Annotated in this window: 23 protein-coding genes; 9 read left to right on the forward strand and 14 right to left on the reverse strand. The window is 73.0% G+C overall.

Translation table 11 applies throughout. The features are described 5' to 3' along the window. Positions 1 to 71 precede the first annotated feature (71 nt). The 3 genes from B5P21_RS00520 to B5P21_RS00530 all read right to left on the reverse strand — a co-directional run bounded on the left by B5P21_RS00520 (position 72) and on the right by B5P21_RS00530 (position 3,208). Entirely contained in the window at positions 72 to 1,271 is a 1,200-nt protein-coding gene (locus B5P21_RS00520; RefSeq protein WP_045526162.1) for a type II toxin-antitoxin system HipA family toxin, read from the reverse strand. Then, positions 1,264 to 1,536, reverse strand: coding sequence for a helix-turn-helix domain-containing protein (locus tag B5P21_RS00525; protein WP_236688745.1), 273 nt, complete (start codon positions 1,534 to 1,536; stop codon positions 1,264 to 1,266). The genes B5P21_RS00520 and B5P21_RS00525 overlap by 8 nt, the downstream gene beginning before the upstream one ends. 151 nt (positions 1,537 to 1,687) lie before the next feature. Continuing rightward, positions 1,688 to 3,208, reverse strand: a complete 1,521-nt coding sequence (locus B5P21_RS00530) for a DHA2 family efflux MFS transporter permease subunit (RefSeq protein ID WP_172457201.1) — start codon at positions 3,206 to 3,208, stop codon at positions 1,688 to 1,690. A 143-nt stretch (positions 3,209 to 3,351) separates the two neighbouring features. On the opposite strand from B5P21_RS00530, the gene B5P21_RS00535 reads away from it, so the two are divergent. After that, positions 3,352 to 4,035: a TetR/AcrR family transcriptional regulator gene (locus tag B5P21_RS00535; RefSeq protein ID WP_045526158.1), complete on the forward strand. Its 684-nt coding sequence runs from the start codon at positions 3,352 to 3,354 to the stop codon at positions 4,033 to 4,035. 30 nt (positions 4,036 to 4,065) lie between these two features. On the opposite strand, the gene B5P21_RS00540 is transcribed toward B5P21_RS00535, so the two are convergent. From B5P21_RS00540 to B5P21_RS00560, 5 genes are all read right to left on the reverse strand, one after another. Then, positions 4,066 to 5,352, reverse strand: a complete 1,287-nt coding sequence (locus tag B5P21_RS00540; protein WP_045526157.1) for a Fic family protein — start codon at positions 5,350 to 5,352, stop codon at positions 4,066 to 4,068. A 94-nt stretch (positions 5,353 to 5,446) separates the two neighbouring features. After that, positions 5,447 to 6,754, reverse strand: a complete 1,308-nt coding sequence (locus tag B5P21_RS00545) for an LLM class flavin-dependent oxidoreductase (RefSeq protein ID WP_045526156.1) — start codon at positions 6,752 to 6,754, stop codon at positions 5,447 to 5,449. Positions 6,755 to 6,756: 2 nt separating this feature from the next. After that, positions 6,757 to 8,121: an O-acetylhomoserine aminocarboxypropyltransferase/cysteine synthase family protein gene (locus B5P21_RS00550; RefSeq protein WP_236688743.1), complete on the reverse strand. Its 1,365-nt coding sequence runs from the start codon at positions 8,119 to 8,121 to the stop codon at positions 6,757 to 6,759. Then, positions 8,118 to 9,305 (reverse strand): cobalamin-independent methionine synthase II family protein, encoded by a 1,188-nt coding sequence (locus B5P21_RS00555; protein WP_094170641.1) that lies wholly within the window; start codon positions 9,303 to 9,305, stop codon positions 8,118 to 8,120. The genes B5P21_RS00550 and B5P21_RS00555 overlap by 4 nt, the downstream gene beginning before the upstream one ends. Then, positions 9,302 to 10,603: a MalY/PatB family protein gene (locus tag B5P21_RS00560; RefSeq protein WP_045530063.1), complete on the reverse strand. Its 1,302-nt coding sequence runs from the start codon at positions 10,601 to 10,603 to the stop codon at positions 9,302 to 9,304. The genes B5P21_RS00555 and B5P21_RS00560 overlap by 4 nt, the downstream gene beginning before the upstream one ends. Positions 10,604 to 10,788: 185 nt before the next feature. On the opposite strand from B5P21_RS00560, the gene B5P21_RS16710 reads away from it, so the two are divergent. Both B5P21_RS16710 and B5P21_RS00565 read left to right on the forward strand, forming a co-directional pair. Beyond that, a complete protein-coding gene (locus tag B5P21_RS16710) occupies positions 10,789 to 10,965 on the forward strand; it encodes a hypothetical protein (protein ID WP_158385344.1) in 177 nt (58 codons plus the stop codon). Positions 10,966 to 11,060: 95 nt separating this feature from the next. Beyond that, positions 11,061 to 12,401 carry a nucleotide disphospho-sugar-binding domain-containing protein gene (locus B5P21_RS00565; RefSeq protein WP_045526153.1) on the forward strand — a complete coding sequence of 447 codons (1,341 nt, stop codon included), beginning with the start codon at positions 11,061 to 11,063 and terminating at the stop codon, positions 12,399 to 12,401. Between the two features lie 26 nt (positions 12,402 to 12,427). On the opposite strand, the gene B5P21_RS00570 is transcribed toward B5P21_RS00565, so the two are convergent. After that, positions 12,428 to 12,775 carry a hypothetical protein gene (locus tag B5P21_RS00570; protein ID WP_045526151.1) on the reverse strand — a complete coding sequence of 116 codons (348 nt, stop codon included), beginning with the start codon at positions 12,773 to 12,775 and terminating at the stop codon, positions 12,428 to 12,430. Positions 12,776 to 12,852: 77 nt separating this feature from the next. After that, the gene (locus tag B5P21_RS00575; RefSeq protein ID WP_045526149.1) at positions 12,853 to 14,232 is read right to left on the reverse strand and encodes an NAD-dependent succinate-semialdehyde dehydrogenase; all 1,380 of its coding nucleotides are present in this window, start codon (positions 14,230 to 14,232) and stop codon (positions 12,853 to 12,855) included. Between the two features lie 114 nt (positions 14,233 to 14,346). Here B5P21_RS00575 and B5P21_RS00580 point away from each other — a divergent pair, with 114 nt between their 5' ends. Together B5P21_RS00580 and B5P21_RS00585 are read left to right on the forward strand one after the other, a co-directional pair. Next, positions 14,347 to 14,538, forward strand: a complete 192-nt coding sequence (locus tag B5P21_RS00580) for an antitoxin VbhA family protein (RefSeq protein WP_045526145.1) — start codon at positions 14,347 to 14,349, stop codon at positions 14,536 to 14,538. A 10-nt stretch (positions 14,539 to 14,548) separates the two neighbouring features. After that, positions 14,549 to 15,232: a Fic/DOC family protein gene (locus B5P21_RS00585; RefSeq protein ID WP_045526144.1), complete on the forward strand. Its 684-nt coding sequence runs from the start codon at positions 14,549 to 14,551 to the stop codon at positions 15,230 to 15,232. 150 nt (positions 15,233 to 15,382) lie between these two features. Here the strand turns inward: B5P21_RS00585 and B5P21_RS00590 are convergent, their stop codons facing one another. The 4 genes from B5P21_RS00590 to B5P21_RS00605 form a co-directional block, all read right to left on the reverse strand. Beyond that, a complete protein-coding gene (locus B5P21_RS00590) occupies positions 15,383 to 15,592 on the reverse strand; it encodes a hypothetical protein (protein WP_045526142.1) in 210 nt (69 codons plus the stop codon). A gap of 94 nt (positions 15,593 to 15,686) precedes the next feature. Further along, on the reverse strand, positions 15,687 to 15,896 hold the full coding sequence (locus tag B5P21_RS00595) for a hypothetical protein (protein ID WP_045526140.1): 210 nt from the start codon (positions 15,894 to 15,896) through the stop codon (positions 15,687 to 15,689). Then, a complete protein-coding gene (locus tag B5P21_RS00600) occupies positions 15,896 to 16,240 on the reverse strand; it encodes a hypothetical protein (RefSeq protein ID WP_133064142.1) in 345 nt (114 codons plus the stop codon). The genes B5P21_RS00595 and B5P21_RS00600 overlap by 1 nt, the downstream gene beginning before the upstream one ends. Before the next feature lie 219 nt (positions 16,241 to 16,459). Next, on the reverse strand, positions 16,460 to 17,995 hold the full coding sequence (locus B5P21_RS00605; RefSeq protein ID WP_045526136.1) for a SulP family inorganic anion transporter: 1,536 nt from the start codon (positions 17,993 to 17,995) through the stop codon (positions 16,460 to 16,462). A 496-nt stretch (positions 17,996 to 18,491) separates the two neighbouring features. Here B5P21_RS00605 and B5P21_RS00610 point away from each other — a divergent pair, with 496 nt between their 5' ends. The 4 genes from B5P21_RS00610 to B5P21_RS00625 are packed head-to-tail and all read left to right on the forward strand — an operon-like array spanning position 18,492 to position 22,319. Beyond that, positions 18,492 to 20,186: a ribonuclease J gene (locus tag B5P21_RS00610; protein ID WP_045526132.1), complete on the forward strand. Its 1,695-nt coding sequence runs from the start codon at positions 18,492 to 18,494 to the stop codon at positions 20,184 to 20,186. Positions 20,187 to 20,231: 45 nt separating this feature from the next. Next, a complete protein-coding gene (locus B5P21_RS00615; RefSeq protein WP_045526130.1) occupies positions 20,232 to 21,314 on the forward strand; it encodes a phosphotransferase in 1,083 nt (360 codons plus the stop codon). Positions 21,315 to 21,346: 32 nt separating this feature from the next. After that, positions 21,347 to 21,862, forward strand: a complete 516-nt coding sequence (locus B5P21_RS00620) for a GNAT family N-acetyltransferase (protein WP_045526128.1) — start codon at positions 21,347 to 21,349, stop codon at positions 21,860 to 21,862. Positions 21,863 to 21,902: 40 nt separating this feature from the next. Continuing rightward, positions 21,903 to 22,319: a putative immunity protein gene (locus tag B5P21_RS00625; protein ID WP_045526126.1), complete on the forward strand. Its 417-nt coding sequence runs from the start codon at positions 21,903 to 21,905 to the stop codon at positions 22,317 to 22,319. Positions 22,320 to 22,336 lie beyond the last annotated feature (17 nt).

The following is a 22,336-nucleotide window of genomic DNA, read 5'->3' on the forward strand; positions in this document are numbered from 1 at the left end:
CTCCAAGGCGGCTAATTGATATAGCTATACGCTAACATGATTAGCTCCAGGATGGGACAGAGCTTCCGGCCTTACTGCTCGAGAGCCTGACCGACAGCCGCGACCGCGGCGTCGATGCGGGAACCCATCGTCTCGATCGTGAGAGCGTCGGCGCCACGGGCGGCGGCTCGCCTCGGAAGTCGCGGCAGCGCTGACCGCAGCCGCTCGAGGTAGTCCCGTGCCGGTGACGGGCGGACACCGAACAGATCGAGCGCGTCCTCGGCCGCGAACGCCTCGAGCCTCGCCTCGCGATCGCCGAGGAGCGCCAACTGGTGCAGCTCGCCGTTGCCGAGCGGCTCCGGATTCACGTCGAACGCGGGAGCGAGGGCCCAGGCTGTCCCCCGACGGAGGAAGCCGTGGTTGCGCAGATGGTCGTCGAGGTTGCCGATGAGCGCACCGAAGACGGACCGCCGCCACAGCTCGGTCGTGTCGGCGCCGGCCGACCGAGCGAAGTCGACGAGATCGACCCAGTCACCTCCGTCCCCGTCGGTGGCCTCGAGAGCGGTCATCGCCGAGACGTACGGGACACGGACGCCATCGATGGAGCGGTCGAAGCGCCTCAGGAACAGCACGGTGCGCCGGGTGCCCTCCACCGTGATCGCCTTCGTGATGTGCTGCGGCACGTCGATCCCCACCTCGCCCATCACGTCGAGCGTCGCCGCTTCCCACGCCATCACGTTCCATTCGTCGCCGGTGGGCTTGGGGAACTTCGCCAGCCACAGGTCGGCGCCGATCCTCACGTTCGCCTTGGGACGGGCACCCCCCAGCGAGCCTGTCGCCCGGAAGAGACGACGGACCGCGGCGTCATCGATCTCCGTCTCGCCACGCTCGATCTGGTCGGCGACATGGATGATCTGGGACAGGTCGGCTTCGACGGGGACCCCGGCACCTGGTGCCATCGCTACACCGCCATCCCAGAAGCGGGTCGCCCCCTGTCGCCCCTCGTCGTTGACGCCGAACATCAACGTGAGCTCATCGAGGGTGCGGCCGGCGGCGCGGTTCTGCACCTTCCGACCCCAGGTGTCCGGCGCCGAGTCGCTGAAGGGGTTGGTGGGAGAGAGCGACTGGGCGCCGGGGAACAGACCCAGGGCAGGCACGAGCGCGAACGCGTCCCGTCGTCGCAAGTAGTCCGAGTCGTATTCGAACGATCCGGAGGTCCTCGTGCGGTAGATCCTGCCCGCGCGCACCTCCTCGCGGCCGAGCACCGTCGTCACCTCGTAGACGTCAGCCATGCTTGCGCACCCGGACCCGTTCCGGCAGCTTCTCCTCGACCATCAGCCGGCCTCGCTCGGTCCCGAACGGATCGGTGGCGACGACCACGGCGTCCATGAGCCCCAGGACGCGAAGCACTCGGAGCGTGATCTCCAGGCTGGTGCCCTGACCGTTCTCGAGCTTGCTGATGGTCTGCGGCGTCGTCCCGGCGCGCTCCGCGACCATCTTCGCCGTCAGACCGAGCAGCTTCCGCTGGGTGGCGAGGTTGCGACCGACGGTGCGCATCGCTCTCGTGACAGGGAGAGGCGTGGGAGGCATGCCCTCACTTTAGATCAAGCACGCTTCAACTAGAAGCGTCTTCCGTCATGCAGGGTGGAAGCTATGGATGGCACATCCGCTTCGAACCTCGGCAGCGCCCCACGCCCGCGCGTCGCCGCTAGTGCGCCGCGACGCCCTCCGGCAGCGGCTCCGCCGGACGCCGCACGAAGAACGACGCCACGATCGCGGCGAGCGAGATGAACCCGCCGATCATGAAGGCCGCCTGCACGCCGGCCGCGGTGGCCGTGACCTCCGACCGCCCGTCCGCGAGGCCCGCGACGGTCGTGGTCGTGAGCACCGTGACGAACAGCGCGGTGCCCGCGGCGCCCGCGAGCTGCTGCATCGTGGAGACCGTCGCGCTGCCGTGCGAGTAGAGGCGCGGCGGCAGGGATCCGAGGGCTGAGGTGAGCAGCGGCGTGAACATGAACGCGAGCCCGGCGTTGAGCACCAGGTGCACCGCGATGACCCAGCCGATCGACGTGCCCTCGTGCAGCATCGTGGTCATGCCCCAGAGGGCGATGCTCACGACGATGGCGCCGGGGATCACGAGCGGGCGCGGCCCGACGCGGTCGAACAGGCGGCCGACGATGGGCGACAGGATCGCCATGAGCGCGCCACCGGGGAGCAGCAGCAGGCCGGTCTCGAGCGTGCCGAGCTGCAGCACGTTCTGCAGGTAGAGCGGCAGGACGATGAGGCTGCCGAACAGCGCCATCATGCTGACGCTCACCATGATGATCGCGACCACGAACGGGCGGCTGCGGAAGGTGCGCAGGTCCATGAGGGCGCGGTCCTGGCGCTGCAGCGCGATCTGGCGGGTGATGAACGCGGCGAGCGCGAGCACGCCGACCGTGATCGGGATCCACAGCGGTAGGGGCGCGTCGCCCTCGGCCGACTCGCCCAGGCTCGAGAGGCCGAAGATCAGGCCCCCGAACGCGAGCGTCGAGAGCACGACGGAGAGGATGTCGAAGGGCAGCTTCCGCGGGGTCGTGAGGTTCGTGATCTTCCAGAGGCCGAGCGCGAGCGCGACGAGCGCGATGGGCAGCACGATCCAGAACATCCAGCGCCATGACAGCGAGCTGAGGATGAGGCCGGAGACCGTCGGGCCGATCGCCGGGGCGACCGCGATCACGATGGAGATGACGCCCATGAGGCGGCCGCGGCGCGCGGCGGGCACGAGGTTGAGGACGGTCGTGAACAGCAGCGGCATCATGATCGCCGTGCCGCTCGCCTGCACGATGCGGCCGATGAGGAGCACGCCGAAGCCGGGCGCGATCGCGGCGATGAGCGTGCCGATGGAGAACAGCGTCATCGCGGCGCCGAACACCTGGCGCGTGGAGAAGCGCTGCAGGATGAAGCCGGTCGCGGGGATCACGACGGCCATCGTCAGCATGAAGCCGGTCGTGAGCCACTGCGCGGTGGCGGTGGTGATGTCGAGGTCGGCCATGAGGCTCGGCAGCGCCACGCTCATGATCGTCTCGTTGAGGATCACGACGAAGGCGGCGACGACCAGCAGGCCGATGACGAGCGGGGCGCCGTGCGGCAGGCGCTCGTCCTCGGGGGCGACGGCCCGGTCGGACGCGGCGTGGTCCGTGGTGGGGAGTGTCTCGCGCCGGGTGTCGGCGGAAGGCGGCGTGGTCATGGGAGGTCTCCGGGGAGTGGATGGCGGGGCGCACGCGACGCTGCGGAGCGGGGACGATCCGGATGTCAGACTCGGACCGTGTGGCAGTCTATGACACGAACGGCGGATCCGGCAGGTCGGATCCGCGGAAGGCGGATGACGGCATGGGCACGGTGAGCGAGACGGCGGACCGCGCGAGCGCGGGCGGCACGACGGGCGGCGCACCCGCCGGCACGACCGGCCTCCGCGAGCGGCGGCGCATGGCGACGACCACCGAGATCAGCGAGGCGGCGCTCGCGCTCTTCGAGCAGCGCGGCATGGCGGCCACCACCATCCACGACATCGCGCAGGCCGCGGGCGTCTCGGACCGCACGTGCTTCCGCTACTTCCCGAGCAAGGAGGAGTCGGTCCTCACGCTGCACCCCGTGTTCGACGCGCCGCTCGACGCGTGGCTGGCGGAGGTCGACCGCGGATCCGCGCCCCTCCCCCAGCTCGAGGCCGTGTACGAGCGCGTGCTCGCGACCCTCGACGGCGACCTCTCCGCCATCGCCCACCAGCAGCTGCGCGTGCGGCGGCTCATGGCCGCCGAGCCGCAGCTGCGGTCGACCGCGGTCTCCCTCGACGCGACGCGCTCGTGGGAGCTGGCCGAGCGCATGACGACGGCGTTCGGCGGCCGCATCACCGCCCAGGAGGCCCGGCTCGTGACCGAGTTCGCGGGCGTCGCGGTGCGCGCGGCCTTCGACGAGTGGGCGGACGCGCGCACGGCCGGCCTCGACGCCACCCTCGTCGCGTCCTACGCCGCGGTGCGCCGCCGGCTGCGCGACATCGCGGGCACGGGCGCGGCCTGAGGGGCGCGGCCCGCTCCCTCGCGGCGCCCCTCAACCCTCCGAGGGGCCCGTTCCCCGGAGGCGTCCGACCGCGGACACCTCGGGAGCCGGCGGACCCTGGCGGGGTCGCCTCGCGGCCGTGTCCCCGCCACCGACCCTGTTGCTCCGCTCGCTGAGGGCCACGAGCGCGAGATGGCGATCCGCCGTCCAGCAGACGAGGCGCCCCTTCTGGTCCTTGTTCCGCGCGAGGACACCCGCGTCGGCCAGTTGGGTGAGCGCCCGGTGCGCGGCAACTCGTGACACCCCATGGGTGCGTGCGGCGCTCTCCTCCGTGAGGACCGGGTCGGTGGCCAGCCGACCGAGGATGCGCAGGACGACCGCGTCCGCTCGAGGTCGCGCAGGAGCCCGGCCCTCCTGCCGCCGATGCTCCACGAGTCGCTCCACGCTCTCCTGGTCGAGCCGGGCGACGTCCTCCGCGAGGCGCACCGCGGTGCCGGCGGCCAGCTCCGCAGCCTCGGCGAAGGCACGCACCCACTCGTCGACGCGGCCCGCCCGGAAGGCGGTGAGCCCCGCGATGTAGGCGTCCGCGTCCGCGGAGAGGACCGTCGAGATGGGGATCAGGATGTCCCGCGCCGCGTCACCCCGCCGCAGGACCGTGTGGATGAGCGCGCGACCCGTGCGGCCGTTCCCGTCGATGAAGGGGTGGATCGTCTCGAACTGGGCATGGGCGATGGCCGCCCGCACGACGGGGTTGCCCTCCGTGGCCGTGCAGAAGCGGGCGAGATCCTCGAGGAGACGACGGACCTCGCCCTGCGGCGGCGGCACGAAGTCCGCACGGAGCGGGGACCAGCCGGATCCCCCGACCCAGTTCTGCTCCGTCCGGATCCCCTCGGCGAGCGAGGGCTCGATGACGTGCTGGAGGGCCTCGAAGTCCGGGACGGTGATCCTGCGATGTCGATCCGCGAGGGTGGCGATCGCGTCCTCGGTGGCCCGCACGTTGGCGATGACGTCGAGGGCGACCCGCGTGCCCTGCTGCAGGAGCTCGGCGATCGCGAGTCGCTTCGGCGTGACGCGGTTGCCCTCGATCCACGACGACGAGATGCTCTCCGACCGGATGAGCAGGTGGTTGAGGTAGCCGGCTCGGCGACCGATCCGCTCGTCGGCTCTCGCCAACACCGCGAGGGCGTCGGTCGCGGCATCCTCCGCTTCGCGCCCGAGCTGCGGGAGGGTGGTCGGCAGCTCGTCGGGGACGAATGCTCGATAGGTGCCCGGTGCGCGATCGCGGCGACTGAGATGCGCGGTGTCCTGCGGGTCCCAGGCGAGCTCGACGTACGACACGAGCGACTCCTCTCCGTCCCCCCTCGGCGTGATCATTAACTTTAGTACTAGTAGAGGTATTAATGGTCGACGCGATGCACGCGTGGCGCGCGGCTCACCCGAACAGGTTCGCCCGCAGCCCGCCCGGCGCCAGCTCGTCGCGGAGGATCCCGCGGCGGCGGAGCACGGGCACGAGGTCGTCGAGCATGCGGTGCAGCGTGACCGGGTGGAGGTCGCCCGAGAGGAGCAGGCCGTCGTTGTCGGCGTCGTCGCCCAGCTCCTCGACGAAGTCGGCGAACGTCTCGGCCGTGCCGACGAACCCGGCGCGCTCGGCGACGAGTCCCTTGCGCGCCTTCCGGGTGAGCAGCTCGCGGAGCGGCGCGTCATCGGTGCCGCCGTAGAGGCCCGCGATGGTGCCGTGCGAGACGTGCTCGCCGAAGACGCCACGGTCCACCGGGCGGTCGAGGTCGAGGCCCGTGAGGTCGGTCTCCAGGTCGCTCGACCAGCCGAGCGCGATCGCCCGCAGCTGCGCGTCGGTCGGGTGGCGCGACGCGTCCACGACCCGGCGCGCCTCCTCCTCGCTCGCCACGATCTCGGGCTTCACGACGAAGAGGACGCGGATGTCGCCCGGCCCGCGGCCGTGCGCGGCCGCCGCGTCGAGCACCTTGGCGCGGTAGGCCAGCAGCTTCGCGGGCTCGAGCGGCGCGAGGCCGAGCTGCACGTCGGACTGCGTGCCGGCGAAGGACAGGCCGCGCGGGGATCCGCCGGGCGAGACGATGACGGGGTCGCCGAACGCGGAGGGCACGGCGTTGAGCGGCCCGTCGACGGAGAAGTGCGCGCCGCGGTGCTGGAACGCGTCGAGCCGGGATCCGTCGGCGAAGCGGTCGGTGGCCGGATCCTCGACGAGCGCGCCGCCGTCCCAGCTGTGCCAGAGGCGGCGGACCACCTCCATCCACTCGTCGGCGCGGTCGTACGCGCCGTCGTGCGAGAGCGGTTCGAGGCCCACGTGCCGGGCGCTGCCGACGTCGGTGACGAGGTTGATCCCGAACCGCCCCGCGCTCAGGTGCTGCAGCGTCTGCGCCTGCCGGGCCGCGAGGTACGGCGGCGTGATCCCGGCGTTGACCGTCGGCACCAGGCCGATCCGCGAGGTGGCGGCGAAGAGCCACGGCGCGAGCAGCAGCGGGTCGTGCTTGGGGCCGCCGTACGCGCCGCGCACCCGGAGGTCGAGCGTCTCCGGCGAGCCGAGGGAGACGGCGTCCTCCATCACGATGAGCTCGAACCCGGCCTGCTCCAGCTCGCGCGCGGACTGCTGGTAGAGGTCGGGGCGGGTCCAGTCGTGGTTCCACTCGCGGTACGGGTGGCCCCAGCCCTGCGGGCCGAAGCCGCGGGACAGGAACCAGCCGAGGTGCTGGCGGCGGGCCATCGTCAGGACCCGATCGCGCGCGCCGCGTCGAGGCCGCGCTCGAGGTCGCGGAGGATGTCGGCGATGTCCTCGATGCCGATGGAGACGCGGAGGAGCCCCGGCCAGATCCCCGCGGCGTCGCGCTCCTCGGGTGTGCGGCCCGCGTGCGTGGTGGACGCCGGGTGCAGCACGAGCGAGCGCACGTCGCCGAGGTGCGTCATGCGGCTGAACAGCTGCACGGCATCGGTGAACGCCTCGGCGGCCGGCTCGCCGCCCGCGAGCGTGAACGAGAACACGGATCCCTGGCCGTCCGGCAGGTACCTCAGCGCCAGGTCGTGCGACGGGCTCGACTCCAGCCCCGCGTAGTCGACCGACGACACCTCGGGTCGCGCCTCCAGGAAGCGCGCGACGGCGAGAGCGTTGGCCGAATGGCGCTCGACCCGCAGCGACAGCGTCTCGATCCCCTGCCGCAGCAGGAACGAGCTGAAGGGCGCGGGCGTCGGGCCGAAGCGGGAGGCCACGACCTCGCGGGCGTAGGCGGCGAGCGCCCCGCGGCCGAAGCGGTCGGCCCAGCTCGCGCCGCCGAACGCGCGCTCGGGCTGGTTCAGGTGCGGGAAGAGGTCGGGCCGGGCGGCCCAGTCGAAGGATCCGCCGTCGACCACCACGCCGCCGAGCACGGAGCCGTGGCCCGCGAGGAACTTGCTCGTCGAGTGCACGACGACGTCGGCCCCGTACTCGATGGGCCGCAGCAGGTACGGGGTCGCGAGCGTGTCGTCGACCACGAACGGCAGGCCGTGGCGGTGCGCGACGTCGGCGATACCGGCGAGGTCGAGCAGGTCGTTCTTGGGGTTCGGGATGGGCTCGCCGAACAGCACGCGCGTCTCCGGCGTGATCCGGCTGGCCCACTCGTCGAGGTCGCGGTGGTCGTCCACGAAGTCGACGCCGATGCCGAGCCGCCCGAGGTTCTGGCGGAAGAGGCCGCGGTTGCCCTCGTAGATGCTGCTCGAGGAGAGGATCCGGTCGCCGGCCTGGAGGATCGACAGCAGCGCCGTCGTGGTCGCCGCCTGGCCGCTCGCGAGGAGGATCGCCTCGGTGCCGCCCTCGAGCTCGGCGAGGCGCTTCTCGACCTCGTCGGTGGTCGGGTTGCCGTTGCGCGTGTAGAGGTAGCCCTCGTCGACGCCGGCGAAGCGGTCGCGGGCCTCGGCGAAGCTGTCGAAGACGAAGCCGGCGCTGAGGTGCACGGGCGAGACGCGGGCGCCGTGGTCGCCGTCGATCGTGGATCCGGCGTGCACCTGGCGCGTGGTGAAGCCGACGGCGACCGGGGCGCCGCCGGCGGGGGCGGCGTCCTCACGCGGTGCGGCCGGCCGGATCCCGTCGAGGACGCTCATGCGCCGAGCACCCGACGCGAGGCGATGGCCGCGCCCTCGACGAGCGCGCCGAGCTTCGCCCACGCCACGTCCGTGGCGACGAACTCGTAGCTCGCGAAGGTCGACAGGCCGCAGTCGGTGCCGGCGATCACGCGGGTCGGGTCGCCCACGGCGTCGACGACCTCGAGGATCCGGTTGGCGATGACCTGCGGGTGCTCCAGGTAGTTGGTGGTGACGTCCACCACGCCCGGGATGAGCACGGCGGCCTCCGGCAGCGGGTGCGTGCGGAACGACGGCGCCTCGTGCTGGTGCGCGGGGTTGCCGAGCGGGATGCTGAACGCGCCCACGTTCGCCCGGTACAGGTGCGGGAGCAGCACGTCCACGGGCACGTCGTCCTGGTGCGGGCCCTGCCAGTTGCCCCAGCACACGTGGAGGCGCACCTTCTCGCGCGGGATGTCGCGGATCGCGTGGTTGAGCGCGTCGACGTGCAGGTCGACCGCGGCGAGGAACTCCTCGAGCGTGGCGTCGCCGAACTGGATCACCCGCTCCATCGCGAGGTCGGGCGCGTCGAGCTGCAGCGTGTGGCCGCGGGCGACGATGGCGTCGTACTCGAGCTTGAGCTGGTCGGCGAGCGCGAAGACGTAGGCGCGGTCGTCGCCGTAGTGCGGGTTGGCGGCGTCGAGCAGCAGGGTCGTCGACACGATCCCCGGGGTCGCCGCGGAGAAGAACGTGCCGGCGGGTGCGAGGCCGCGGCCGGCCTGCGCGGCGAGCTCGCGGTCGAAGCCGTCGAGGTCCTCCGTGATCCCGGCGAGCGCGGGGTCGTACTCGAGCAGGCCCTGCGCGACCGGCGGATCCCAGACCCGCGCGACGTCGGCCCCCTCCACGATCTGCTTCGCCTGGAACGCGGCGTACTCGGGGAACCTGATCGAGTCGAGCGTGGGCTTCCGGTGCCCGGCGCCGCCGAACCCGTCGATGCGCTCGAGCACGTAGGTCGAGAAGCCGACGCGCGGCACCTCGCCGTCGTTGACGATGTCGAGGCCGGTCTCGAGCTGCCGGCGCACGGTGTCGGCGACGGCCGACGCGGTGACCTCCGCGAGCTCCTCCACGTCGAACGCGCGCCGCTGGTCGCGGGCGACGAGCAGCCGGGTCAGCTCGGGCGTGCGCGGAAGGCTGCCGGCGTGCGTGGTCAGGACGCGGTCGGTCATGCGGGTGCTCCTCGGTGGATGACGGCGCGGGTCGGGGCGGGGATGCGGGCGGGGGCGGATGCGCGCAGGGGGTCGGGCGGGGCGGCCGGCAGTGACGCGGCAGCGGGCGCGGCGGCAGCGGGCGCGGGGCCGGGATCGACGGCCCGGCCGGATCCGACGGCCGCCGCGATCCGCCGGACGGCCTCCCGCAGCACGTCGGGATCGCAGGCGAGGTTGAGGCGCGCGTGGCCGGCGCCCCCGGTGCCGTAGCAGTGGCCGGCGTTGAGGGCGACTCGAGCCCGCTCGAGCAGCACCGCGGCGGGATCGGCGCCGAGGCCGAGCGGGCGGAGGTCGAGCCAGGCGAGGTAGCCGGCGGCGGGGCGGTGGTGGACGACGCCGGGCAGGTGCTCGGCGAGGAGGGAGGCGAGGAGGCGGTCGTTCGCGACGATTCGGGCGATGGCATCGTCGAGCCAGTCGGTACAGGAGAACGCGACGACGTTCGCGTGCAGCCCGAGGATGCTCGTGCGACAGGCCACCTCCTCGACGAGGCCGTCGAGGAGCTCGTGGGTGCGCGGATCCCCCGCGATGACGAGCGAGCACTTGGCGCCCGCGAGGTTCCAGCCCTTGCTCGCCGACGTGACGCACACGGAGCTGGCGCCGAGCGACTCCGCCAGCGGCGCGAACGGCGTGAAGGTCGCGCCCGGGAGCGTGAGCGGCGCGTGCACCTCGTCGCTGATGACGAGCACGTCGTGGCGGGCGGCCAGCCGCGCGACGGCCGCGAGGGTCCGGGCGTCGTGCACGAGCCCCATGGGGTTGTGCGGGTTGCAGAGGAGGAACGCGTCGACCCCGGACGCGAACGCGCGCTCGAGCCCCTGGAGGTCGAGGGAGGCGCGGCCGTCGGACACCAGGAGCGGCACCTCCTCGACGCGCGCGCCGGCCTCCTCCACCAGCTCGAAGAACGGCGGGTACACGGGCGGCGTGACGACGACGCGGCCGCCGCGCGGCACCGCGAGCCGCAGCGTCTCGACGATGCCGACGCTCACGTCGGTGGCGATGCGCACGCGGGACTCGTCGACGATCCAGCCCCAGCGCTCGCGGGCGAACCGGGCGAACGCGGGCGCGAGCGGGCCGGGGCCGTCGAGGTAGCCGACGTCGGACGCGCGCACGCGCCGCACCAGCTCCTCGACGACGGGCTCGGCGATCGCGTAGTCCATCTCGGCCACGAACAGGGGCAACACGTCCGCGGGGAACCGCGTCCACTTGATGCTCGTGCGCTGGCCGCGGATCTCCTCGATCGGCGCCGTCGTGACCTCCACCATGCGGGCCATGGTGCCGCCCGCTCGGTCGCCCCCGCGAACGGGCGCGTCACACGGCGACACGCGCGGCCTCCCGGACCCGCCGCGGTGCGCTCCGTGTGGACAGATCGGCTGACATCCCGGGGCCGCTCGCTACCGTGCAGCACCTGACCGCGGGCTCCCCGCGCACCCGACCGAGGAGTCCCCGCATGCGTCGTCCCCTGCACCGCCGGCTGCCCCTCGTCTGCGCGGTCGCCGCCGTCGGCGCCGCGTGCGTGGCCGCCCTCGTCGTCGGCACGTCCCTCGTGTCGGGCACGGTCGGGCTGCATCGGCTCCTGCTCGCGGATCCGGTCGAGCCCGCTCCCGTCCTCGCCGCCTGCGTCTGAGCCGCGGTCCCGCCCACCTCCACCCGCCCTGCCCCGCCCCGTCCCGGCGACGCGCCGCCGACCGGCGCGCACCACCTCCGAACGGAAGCCCCGCCATGCCCTCCTACCTGCTCTGCGCCCCGCCCATCTACGGCCACCTCGCGCCGCTCGTCGCCGTCGGCCGCGGGCTCGCCGCCCGCGGGAACGACATCACCCTGCTGACGGGCGCGAAGTACCGCGAGCTGGTCAGCGACGCCGGGCTGCGATTCGCCCCCCTGCCGGAGGACGTCGACTTCGACGACGCGGACCTGGACGGCCTGCTCGGCGAGGCCAACGCCGCGCGCGGCGTCGCGGCGATCCGGAAGGGCATGATCGCCATGTTCGTCCGGGTGATCCCCGGGCAGCACCGCGCCCTGCGCGCGCTCCTGGAGGAGGGCCGCTTCGACGCGGTGCTCAGCGAGTCGGCGTTCACCGGGGTCGCGCCCTACGTCGAGCTCCCGCGGGCCGACCGCCTCCCCGTCCTGGGGCTGGCGACCACGCCCGTGACGCTCACGAGCGTCGACGCGGCGCCCTTCGGCGCGGCCCTCCCACCCGGTCGCGGGCCGCTCGGCCATCTCCGCGACCGGGCGCTGACGGCGGCGGTCCGTCCCGCGCTCACCCGCCCGCTCCGGCGCGCGGTCGACGCCGTGCTGGCCGAGATCGGCGCGGCGCCCTCGCGCACGGACACCTTCGACTTCCCCTACCTCTCCTTCGACGAGCTCTTCCAGCTGAGCGTCCCCGCCCTCGAGTACCCGCGCCGCGAGCTGCCCGACACGGTGCGCTTCGTCGGGCCGCTGCGGGATGCGGTGGGCCGCGCGCACGACGCGGCGCTGCCCGAATGGTGGTCCGACCTGCAGGACGGACGCCCGGTCGTGCACGTCACCCAGGGCACCATCGACAACGCGGATCCCGGCCGGCTCATCGCCCCGACCCTGCGCGCCCTCGCGGACGAGGACGTGCTCGTCGTCGCGACCACGGGCGGGCGCCCGGTCGAGGAGCTGGAGCGCGCGTTCGGCGGCCCCCTCCCCGCCAACGCGCGCGCGGCGGTGTCCGTCCCCCACGACCTGCTCCTGCCGCTCTGCGACGCGGTCGTGACGAACGGCGGGTTCGGCGGCGTGCAGCGGATGCTGGCGCACGGCCTGCCGCTGGTGGTCGCGGGATCCACCGAGGACAAGCCCGAGGTCGCGGCCCGCGTCGCCTGGGCCGGGTGCGGCCGGGACCTGCGGACGGGCACCCCGCGGCCGGAGGCCATCCGGCGTGCCGTGCGCGACGTGCTGACCACGCCGTCCTACCGCGCGCGGAGCCGGGAGCTCGCCCGCGTGATCTGCGCGCTCCCGGATCCGGCGGACGTCATCGCCGCCGGGCTCGACGCGGCCGTGTCCGCCCGCCGGGGGCCGTCGGCGACGCACGGCGCCTGAGCGGTCCGGGCGCGGCGGCGAGGCAGCTAGTACTGCGAGAGCTCGTAGAGGATCCCGCCGATCACGAGCACGACGGCACCGGACGCGAGCAGCCCGACGGAGGCCACCGCGATGCCGCCCCCGATGAGGCGCGGCCGCTCCGCGGGGTGCCGCCGAGCGTCGCCGATCCCCCGCCGGACGCCCACGATCCCGATCACGAACGTGACGATCGACGCCGCCGAGAACGGGAACGCCCCGATCAGGAGCTGCGGCTGGAGGACCAGGTACGCGGCCGAGATCGACGCGACGACGCCCACCGGCCCGATGAGGCTCAGCCAGCCGAGCCGCCAGGCCCGGGATCGCGGGCGGAGTGCGGTGTCGTGCGGATCCGTCATGGGTGGAGGGTATTCGCGGCCCACGCCTCACGGTCGGCTGCGCGCCCCCGTCGCACCCCGCCCGGTAGCGCGGTCCCTCACGCGATCCGGATCAGCTTCCGGTTCGCGAACTCGTCGACCGCGTGGCGGCCGAGCTCGCGGCCCGAGCCCGAGCGCTTCACGCCGCCGAAGGGCAGCTCGGCCGCGTCGCCCAGCACGAGGTTGACCCAGACCATGCCCGCGTCGATGCCGTCCGCGACCCGCATGGCCTGCTCCGGATCCGTCGTGTACACGTAGGAGCCGAGGCCGAACGGGGTGTCGTTGGCGAGCGCGATCGCCTCCTCCTCGGAGGAGACGCGGTAGAGCGCGGCGACGGGGCCGAAGAACTCCTCGCGGTAGGCGTCCATCTCGGGCGTCACGTCGGCGAGCACCGCGGGCGGGAAGAGGTTGCCGTCGGGCTCGCCGCTCGCGAGCACGGTCGCGCCCTGGTCCACGGCGCGGGCCAGCTGCTCGGCGAGCCGCTCGGTGGCCGCGCGCGAGGAGAGCGGGCCGAGCAGGGTGCCGTCGGCCATCGGATCCGCGGGCTGCGCCGCCGTGAGCTCGGCCGTGAAGCGCGCGGCGAAGTCGTCGTAGAGGTGGTCGATCACGAGGAAGCGCTTGGCGCCGTTGCAGGACTGGCCGTTGTTGTCGAGGCGCGCGGCCACGGCGTCGGTGACGGCCGCGTCGAGGTCGTCGGTCGACAGGAGCAGGAAGGGGTCGGATCCGCCGAGCTCCAGCACGACCTTCTTGAGGTGCCGGCCCGCGATCTCGGCGACGGCGGCGCCCGCCCGCTCGGATCCCGTGACGGAGACGCCCTGCACGCGCGGGTCGGCGATCACGTCCTCGATCTGCGCGTTCGACGCGAGCACGCTCACGTAGACGCCCGGGTCGGCGCCGAGCTCCGCGGCCGCGTCGCGGTACATCCGCTGGATCGCCGCAGCCGACTCCGGGCACTGCGGCGCGTGCTTGAGCAGGATCGCGTTGCCCGTGACGATGGCCGGTGCCGCGAACCGGGCCACCTGGTAGTAGGGGAAGTTCCACGGCATGATCCCGAGCAGCACGCCGAGGCCCGACCGGCGGACGAACGCGGATCCGGTGCCGTCGGCGAGCTCGATGGCCTCGTCGGCGAGGAACTCCTCCGCGTTGCGCGCGTAGTACGCCTGGATGTCGGCCGCGAAGTCGACCTCGCCGAGCGCCTGGTCGAGCGGCTTGCCCATCTCGCGCACGATGATCCGGGCCAGCTCGTCCCGGCGCTCCACGTGCAGCTCGGCGACGCGGGCGACGAGGGCGGCCCGCTCGGCGACCGTGGTGCGGCGCGACCAGCCGCGGTACGCGCCCTCGGCGGCGGCGATCGCCTCCTGCAGCTCCTGGTCGGTGATCTCGGGATGCTCGGCGACGGTCTCGCCGGTGGTCGGATCGGTGACGGCGTAGCTGCTCATGGGGGCTCCTCCTGGGACGCCGCGCGGGTCACGCGGGTGGGCCCACGATATCGAGCGGCCTCGGTTCCGCCGGGGTCGCGCCGGTACGATCGGGCATCGAGGATCGGAGTGCGGATGCCGGAGGATCGGGAGGGCGCCGGGCGCGAGGAGCGCCGCCGCCGGGTGGAGGACGCCGCGCACAGCGGCGAGATGGAGGGGCTTCACCTCACCCCCGGCACGTCGGAGGACGCCGGCGAGTACATCGCGGGGCACATCGACGCGGCGGAGCTGCGCGAGCGCGTCCGCGCCCGCTACGGCATCGGCTGACCCACGCGCGATGGACGGCTTCGTCGATCCGTACGTGGACCCGGCGACGGGGATCCTCCGCAACCGCGTGGGCGCGCGCACGCGCGCCGAGCTCGACCGGGCGGAGGGCGACCTCTCCTTCGCCGCGATGATCGAGCTGCTGACCCGACCGCCGCGTCCCACGGGAGACCTCGCGGAGCTCCGGGCGATCCACCGGGGCCTGTTCGCCGACGTGTACGGCTGGGCCGGGGAGATCCGCACCGTCGACATCCGCAAGGACGCGGAGGGCGCGGAGTTCTTCCTCCCGGTCTCGATGATCGACCGGGCGGCCTCCTTCACGGCGGAGGAGCTCCGCGCGGACGACATGCTCCGGGGACTCGACCGCCGGCGGTTCGTGCAGAGGCTCGCGCATCACTACGACCAGCTCAACTACATCCACCCCTTCGCTGAGGGGAACCGGCGGACTCAGAGGCTCTTCTGGGATCGCGTGGCTCGGGATGCCGGGCGGGTGCTGGACTGGCGTCGCGTGTCCGGCGCGGAGAACGACCGGGCGTCGCGCATCGCGTCCGAGAGCCGTGACCTGACTCCCCTGTGCACGATGCTCGAGAGGGTGGTCGTCCCTGCGGCTCCCCGGCCCCGAGCGGCCTCCGCTGCTCGGGATCGGAGCAGGCTGGGCGGCCTCGGCCCTCGCCGGGACACCGATCGCGGACGCTGATCCCGGCGCCGAGGGCGGCGACCGTCGAGGCGTCCCAGCGGGTCACTCGGGTGGGCCCACGATGTCGAGAGTCGTCGGCGCCGCGGCCCCGTCCCGTCGCCGCAGGGGCGGATGCGACGGTCCTCCGCATCCGCCCCTCGGTGCCACCCGTCAGAACCAGAGGTCGATGGTGAAGTCGAAGCGATCTCCGGCCTGCGCCTGCAGCTCCTTCAGGAGGCGGAACCCCTCGCGTTGAAACCAGCGACGCCGCTCCTCGGACCCGAACAAGCCCGTCTCCTCATCGGCATGCTGCCGGAAGAACGTCGCCCAGTCGACCAACCGCTGCTTCAGCTCCGGCGTGATCACCTCGTCCCACGCCACAGGCGGCCCGACTCCGATGCCGTCGTCCAGCGGCCATCTCTGGCCGTAGTCGACGGAGAGGCGGAGAGCACGTCGACCTGCACCTGCTCGCTCCTCAATCACGGACGCCTGCGCAATCCGGGACGATGGTCGGATACGAGGTGATGACCTTCCGAGTGTTCGCAGACACGATGACCGTCGGGTTGTAGACGCCCAGGAGAGCACCATCCTCATCGTGGATCTCGATGGACGTCGAGCAGCACAGCTTGCTGTCGCCTTCCGCTTCCGGATCGTCAGCGTGAATGGATTGATCCGTCATGAACATCATGAGATCGTCCAGTTCCCGCCTCCTCCGGCGCTGTCCACGATCGCCTGCCAGTCCCCTTGGTGGCGATCGCGGATGTGGTTGTGGCCACTCACCCCCGTGTCGTCACCGTCCTTGTCCCCGCAGAACATGTCGAGATGCCCTGCCCTCACATCCCAGGACTGGACGCTGACGTCACCGAGTCCGGCGTTGCACAGCGCGATGGTGGTCGCGCTCAGCTTCTCGTCTCCGAGGTCTGTCGGCGTGCCCGTACTGGCGCGCGTCGCTGCCTGCGCCCCGGACGCAGGGCCGATCATCGCGGCCGTGACCATCGCAGCCGCCAGGATCTTCTTGTGCTTCTCCATGTTCCCGCGCTCCACACGAGGATCATGCGGAAGTGCGCACCAGGGATCGTCTCCCGGGGCGCATCCGCCCCATCTTCTGAATGGCGACAAGCCAACTCAGAGCGTGATGCTCCCGCCGGTCTGGTCCACAGGCGAGCGACGAGCGGGAGTCGCAGGCGGCGGGGCTCCCTCTGAGGGCGGTCGCCGGTCGATGAGGCGCCATCCGACGGAGCGTGGCGGTCAGTGCCCGCCGCCCAGCTCCCCCGCGAGGCGGCCGTGCATGGCGGCGGACGAGTCGTTCATCCCGCTGATGACGGCGCGCTTGCCGTGGCGCTCGTACTTGTAGGTGATGGCGTCGAGCGCGGCGACCGTGGAGGCGTCCCACACGTGGGATCCGGTCATGTCGATCACGACGCGCTCCGGGTCGCCCGCGTAGTCGAACTGCGTGGTGAGGTCGTTGCTGGAGGCGAAGAACAGCTCGCCGATCACGGCGTAGTGCGCGACCGGGGCGCCGTCCTCGTCGGTGCGCTCCGTGCGCTCGACCGTGGCGAAGTGCGCGACGCGGCGGGCGAACACGATCATCGCGGCGATCACGCCGATGATGACGCCGATCGCGAGGTTGTCGGTGAGGACCACGACGATCACCGTGAGCACCATCACGAGCGTCTCGCCGACCGGCATGCGGCGCAGCGTCGACGGCCGGATGCTGTGCCAGTCAAACGTGCCGACCGAGACCATGATCATCACGGCCACGAGCGCGGCCATCGGGATGATCGCGACGACGTCGCCGAGGCCCACCACGAGGATCAGCAGGAAGACGCCCGCGAGGAACGTGGAGATGCGGGTGCGGGCGCCGGACGCCTTCACGTTGATCATCGTCTGGCCGATCATCGCGCAGCCGCCCATGCCGCCGAAGAGCCCCGAGAGGATGTTGGCGCCGCCCTGGCCGAGCGTCTCGCGGGTCTTGCGCGAGGGGGTGTCGGTGATGTCGTCGACGAGCTTGGCGGTCATCAGCGACTCGAGGATGCCGACGAGCGCGACAGCGAGCGCGTACGGCGCGATGATCCGCAGCGTGTCGAACGTGAGCGGCACGTCCGGGATGAAGAGCGTCGGCAGGCTGTCGGGCAGCGCGCCCTCGTCGCCCACGGTCGGCACGGCGAGCGCGGTGGCGACGACGGCGACGGTGATCACCACGATCGCGATGAGCGGCGCGGGCACGGCCTTCGTGAGGCGCGGCATCACGACCATGATCACGATGCCCACCGCCACCAGCGGGTAGACGAGCCACGGCACGCCCACGAGGTTCGGGATCTGCGCGGAGAAGATGAGGATCGCGAGCGCGTTGACGAAGCCGACCATCACGCTGCGCGGCACGAAGCGCATGAGCTTCGCGACGCCGAGCAGGCCGAGCACGATCTGCAGGAGCCCGCCGAGGATCACCGTGGCGATGAGGTAGTCGAGGCCGTGGTCGCGCACGACCGGCGCGACGACGAGGGCGACGGCGCCCGTGGCCGCGGTGATCATGGCGGGGCGCCCGCCGAGGAACGCGATCGAGACGGCCATGACGAACGACGAGAACAGGCCGACGCGCGGGTCGACCCCGGCGATGATCGAGAACGAGATGGCCTCGGGGATGAGCGCGAGGGCGACGACGAGGCCCGCCAGCACCTCGCGGCTGAGGAGGCGCGGGCTCCGCAGCGCCTCGAGGACGGTCGGGCTGGGCGGACGGACCGCCGGCGCCGGGGCGGCGGTCGGGAGGGATGCGGATGAGGCCATGGAGGGCTCCGTTCTGTCGCGGGCGTCGCGCCCGCTCGGGTGAGGTCGTGGGCGCGTCGTCGCGCGGGTGATGCGGCCGCCACGCGGGCTGCCGGAGGAGGGGGAAGGGGATCGGAGCGGGGCTCCTGGACGCAACCCTAACGCAGGGGGAGGGTTGGCGTCACCTCGGATCCTCGGGCGGGCGCACGGGGTGCCGGGCGGACTGCGCGGCGCGGGCATGGGAGACTCGCTGGTGACCGCGCATCGCGCGCCGCCGCTCACCACCGTGACACCGGACCTCCGCCGACACCGGCTGGTCCTCGATCCGACCGGGCGCGAGACGGCATCCGCACGACGCGCGTCGCATCCGCCCCCGTCGTCCGCGACCCGGCGCCGCACCACCCGTCCTCCCGGACGGCCCCCTGACATCACCGGAGGCACCGTCTCCACGCACGAACCGCGCGAGCACGATCCGCGCACCTCGGCATCACCCGCACGACCTGACCAGAAAGGCACCATGCCTCCCACCTCCCACGCCCACGCCCTCGACATCGCCAAGCCCGGGCGCCTGCCCCGCGGCGGGCTGCGCGTCACGCCCCTCGGCGGCCTGGGCGACGTCGGCCGCAACATGACGCTGTTCGAGTACGAGGGCGAGCTGCTCATCGTCGACTGCGGCGTCCTCTTCCCCGAGGAGAGCCAGCCCGGCATCAACGTGATCCTCCCCGACTTCAGCACCCTGCGCGGGCGCCTCGACAAGATCACGGGCATCGTGCTCACGCACGGCCACGAGGACCACATCGGCGGCGTCCCCTACCTCCTGCAGGAGCGTCCCGACATCCCCGTCATCGGATCCCGCCTCACGCTCGCGTTCATCAGCGCGAAGCTCGAGGAGCACAAGATCAAGCCCGTCACCCGCCAGGTGAAGGAGGGCGACCGCATCACCATGGGCAAGTTCGACCTCGAGTTCGTCGCCGTGAACCACTCCATCCCGGACGGCCTCGCCGTCGCGATCCGCACCGGCGCCGGCATGGTCCTGCACACGGGCGACTTCAAGATGGACCAGTTCCCGATGGACCGCCGCCTCACCGACCTCGGCGCGTTCGCCCGCCTCGGCGAGGAGGGCGTGGACCTGTTCCTCACGGACTCGACCAACGCGGAGGTCCCCGGCTTCACCACCGCCGAGAAGGATCTCACGCCCGCCATCGAGAAGGTGTTCCGCACGGCGCCCAAGCGCATCGTCGTCTCCAGCTTCGCGAGCCACGTGCACCGGATCCAGCAGGTGCTCGACTCCGCCGAGCAGTACGGCCGGAAGGTCTCGTTCGTGGGCCGCTCGATGGTGCGGAACATGAAGATCGCCTCCGACCTCGGCTACCTGCGCATCCCCAAGGGCCTCGTCATCGACCTCAAGGCGCTGAACAAGCTGCCGGACGACAAGGTCACGCTCATCTGCACCGGGTCGCAGGGCGAGCCGATGGCGGCGCTCAGCCGCATGGCGCGCCGCGAGCACATCATCGAGGTGGGCGAGGGCGACACGATCCTCCTGGCCAGCTCGCTCATCCCCGGCAACGAGAACGCCATCTACGGCGTCATCAACGGCCTGATCCGCTGGGGCGCCGACGTCGTGCACAAGGGCAACGCCAAGGTGCACGTCTCCGGCCACGCGAGCGCCGGCGAGCTCGTCTACTGCTACAACCTCGTGAAGCCCCGCAACGTGCTGCCCGTGCACGGCGAGTGGCGCCACCTCGTCGCCAACGCCGCCCTGGCCGAGAGCACGGGCGTGAAGAACGCGCTCGTGATCGAGGACGGCGTGAGCGTCGACCTCGTCAACGGCCGCGCGTCGATCTCCGGCCGCGTGCCCGCGCCCTACGTGTTCGTCGACGGCATGACCATCGGCGTCGCGACCGAGGAGGCCCTCGAGGAGCGCCGCACGCTCGCCGCCGAGGGGCAGATCACCGTGCTCGGCATCTTCGACGAGAAGGAGCAGAAGCTCATCCACCCGGCCGAGCTCATCACGCGCGGCTTCGTGGAGCACGACGGCTGGATCCCCGAGGCCGAGGCCGCCATCAGCACCGCCCTCAAGAACGCGGCCGCCAAGCGCCACCTCGACGGCGTCGCCGCCGAGCGCGCCATGAGCGACGGCCTGCAGCGCTGGCTCCAGCGCCGCCACCGCCGCACGCCGGTGGTCACGGTCATCGTGGTGGACGCCGACTAGCACGACGCCCTCCTCGCCCCGGCGCCGCATCGGTAGCGTCGGGGCATGGACGACGAGGGACGCGCGGGGCTGACGGCCGCCGTCGCGAACCTCCTGGGGCGGCCCGTCGTGGCGCTCGAGGGCGTCGTACGGGAGCCGCTCGAGTACGACGCGTTGCTCGCGCACCGGTCGGTCGCGCGGATCCGCGGGCTCGCGCGCCTCGACGACGGCGCGGGCCTGCCGTGGGCGCTCGTCGAGAAGCGCACGGAGGGGCCCGCGCTGGCCGTGCCGTACCTCGTCGACAACGGCGCGCGCGAGCTGGCCGCCTACCGATCGGGGCTCCTCGACGCGCTGCCGGCGGGGATCCGCGCGCCGCGCGCGCACGGGACCCTCGTGGACGCGACCGGCGGCGTCACGCTCTGGATCGAGGAGGTGCGGCACCGCGGGCCGCGGCCGCTCAACCGCGCCGCGCTGCTCGACGCCGCGGAGGCGCTGGGCGCGCTGGCCGGGCGCTGGCTCGGTCGACCGCCGGTGGATCCGTGGCTCTTCACCGGGTGGATCGACCGGCACGCGCAGCCCGAGGCGGCGGCTGACGGGACACGGATCCTCGCGGCACCCGGGCCCGCCGCCCGCGCGAGGCTCGGCGCGTGCATCCCCGCCGCCGCGCGAGCGCTCGCGGGGCAGGACCGTGTGCGCGCCGCGCTCGAGGAGCTGCCGCCGACGCTCTGCCACCACGACGCGACGGGCGCCAACGTCTTCCGCGACGCGGGTGGGATCGTGCTCATCGACTGGGAGTCGGTGGGCCCGGGACCGGTGGGCGCCGACCTCGCGTCGCTGCTGTGCGCGTCGGTGCGGCGGGGCGATGCGTCCGCCGCGGACGTGGGGGCCGTGCGCGACGAGGCCGTCGGCCGCTACGCGCGGGGGATGCGCTCCGCCGGCTCGGACGTGCCGAGGGACGTCGTGCGGCGGGGCCTCGACGCGGCGATGGCGCTGCGGTGGAAGCTCGCGGCGGACCTCGTCGCCTCGCTCGACTCCGGATCCACGCCGCGACGGGGCAGCCTCCCCGACGAGCCCGCGGAGTCCGCCGTCGCCGAGCTCGTGGGGCTGCTCGACCTGGTGCTCGAGGCGGCGGAGCGCGTGCTCGGCTGATCCCCGCGCGCACCGCCTCGTACGATGCTCCGGTGCCCACTCGGATCCGCCTCGCCACCCCCGCCGACCTCGACGCGCTGCAGGGGATCGAGGACGCGGCCGACCAGCTGCTCGTCGACCTGCTGCGGCCGGAGGACTGGCCGCCCGCGCCGACCGGGGCGTCGCGCGCCGCGGAGCCGGGGTTCCTGCTGGTCGCGGACGAGGCGGCCGACGGATCCGATGCCGCGCTCGTCGGCTTCGCCCACGTCCTCGAGGTCGACGGCCTCGCCCACCTCGAGCAGGTCGCGGTGCCGCCCGAGCACGGCCGTCGCGGACACGGACGCGCCCTCGTCGAGGCGTCGGCGGACGAGGCACGGCGGCGCGGCCACCGGCGGATCACGCTGCGCACCTTCGCGGACGTGCCGTGGAACGCGCCCTCCTACGCCCGCATGGGGTTCGCGGAGGAGCCGCCCGCGACGCCGTTCCACGCGGCGCTCGTGGAGACGGAGGCGCGGCTCGGCCTCGACCGGCTCGGGCGGCGGATCCAGATGGGGCGCGAGCTGGACTGACCGCGACTCCGGTCCGCGGGCCGTGTGGAACGCTGGGCGCATGATCGACGCCGCGGACCTGACGCTGTCGGAGGGCGACCGTCGGCGGCTCATCGTCTGGTCGGCGGCGTGCGGGGCGCGGCTCCTCCCGATCTTCTCCGCCGAGCGCCCTGGCGACGGCCGGCTGCGCGACGCCATCGCCGGGGCGGCGGGCTTCGCGGACCGATCCGCGGGCGTCGGCGCGATGCGCACCCTCGCCTTCGCGTGCCATGCCGCTGCCCGCGACGCCGTGTCCCCGGAGGCCACGGCCGTCGCACGAGCCGTCGGCCAGGCCGCGGCCGTCGCCCACATGGCCGCCCACGGCCGCCAGATCCCGCGGTACACGAGCAAGGCGCTGTCGGGCGAAGCGCTCGTCGCGGAGCTGGCCTGGCAGCGGGAGCAGGTTCCCGCGGACCTCGCGTCGTACGTCTTCGGCTGAGCCACGCGGATCCGCAG

The sequence above is a fragment of the Clavibacter michiganensis subsp. insidiosus genome (genome assembly GCF_002240565.1).
In the GTDB taxonomy this organism is placed as follows: Bacteria; Actinomycetota; Actinomycetes; order Actinomycetales; family Microbacteriaceae; genus Clavibacter; species Clavibacter insidiosus.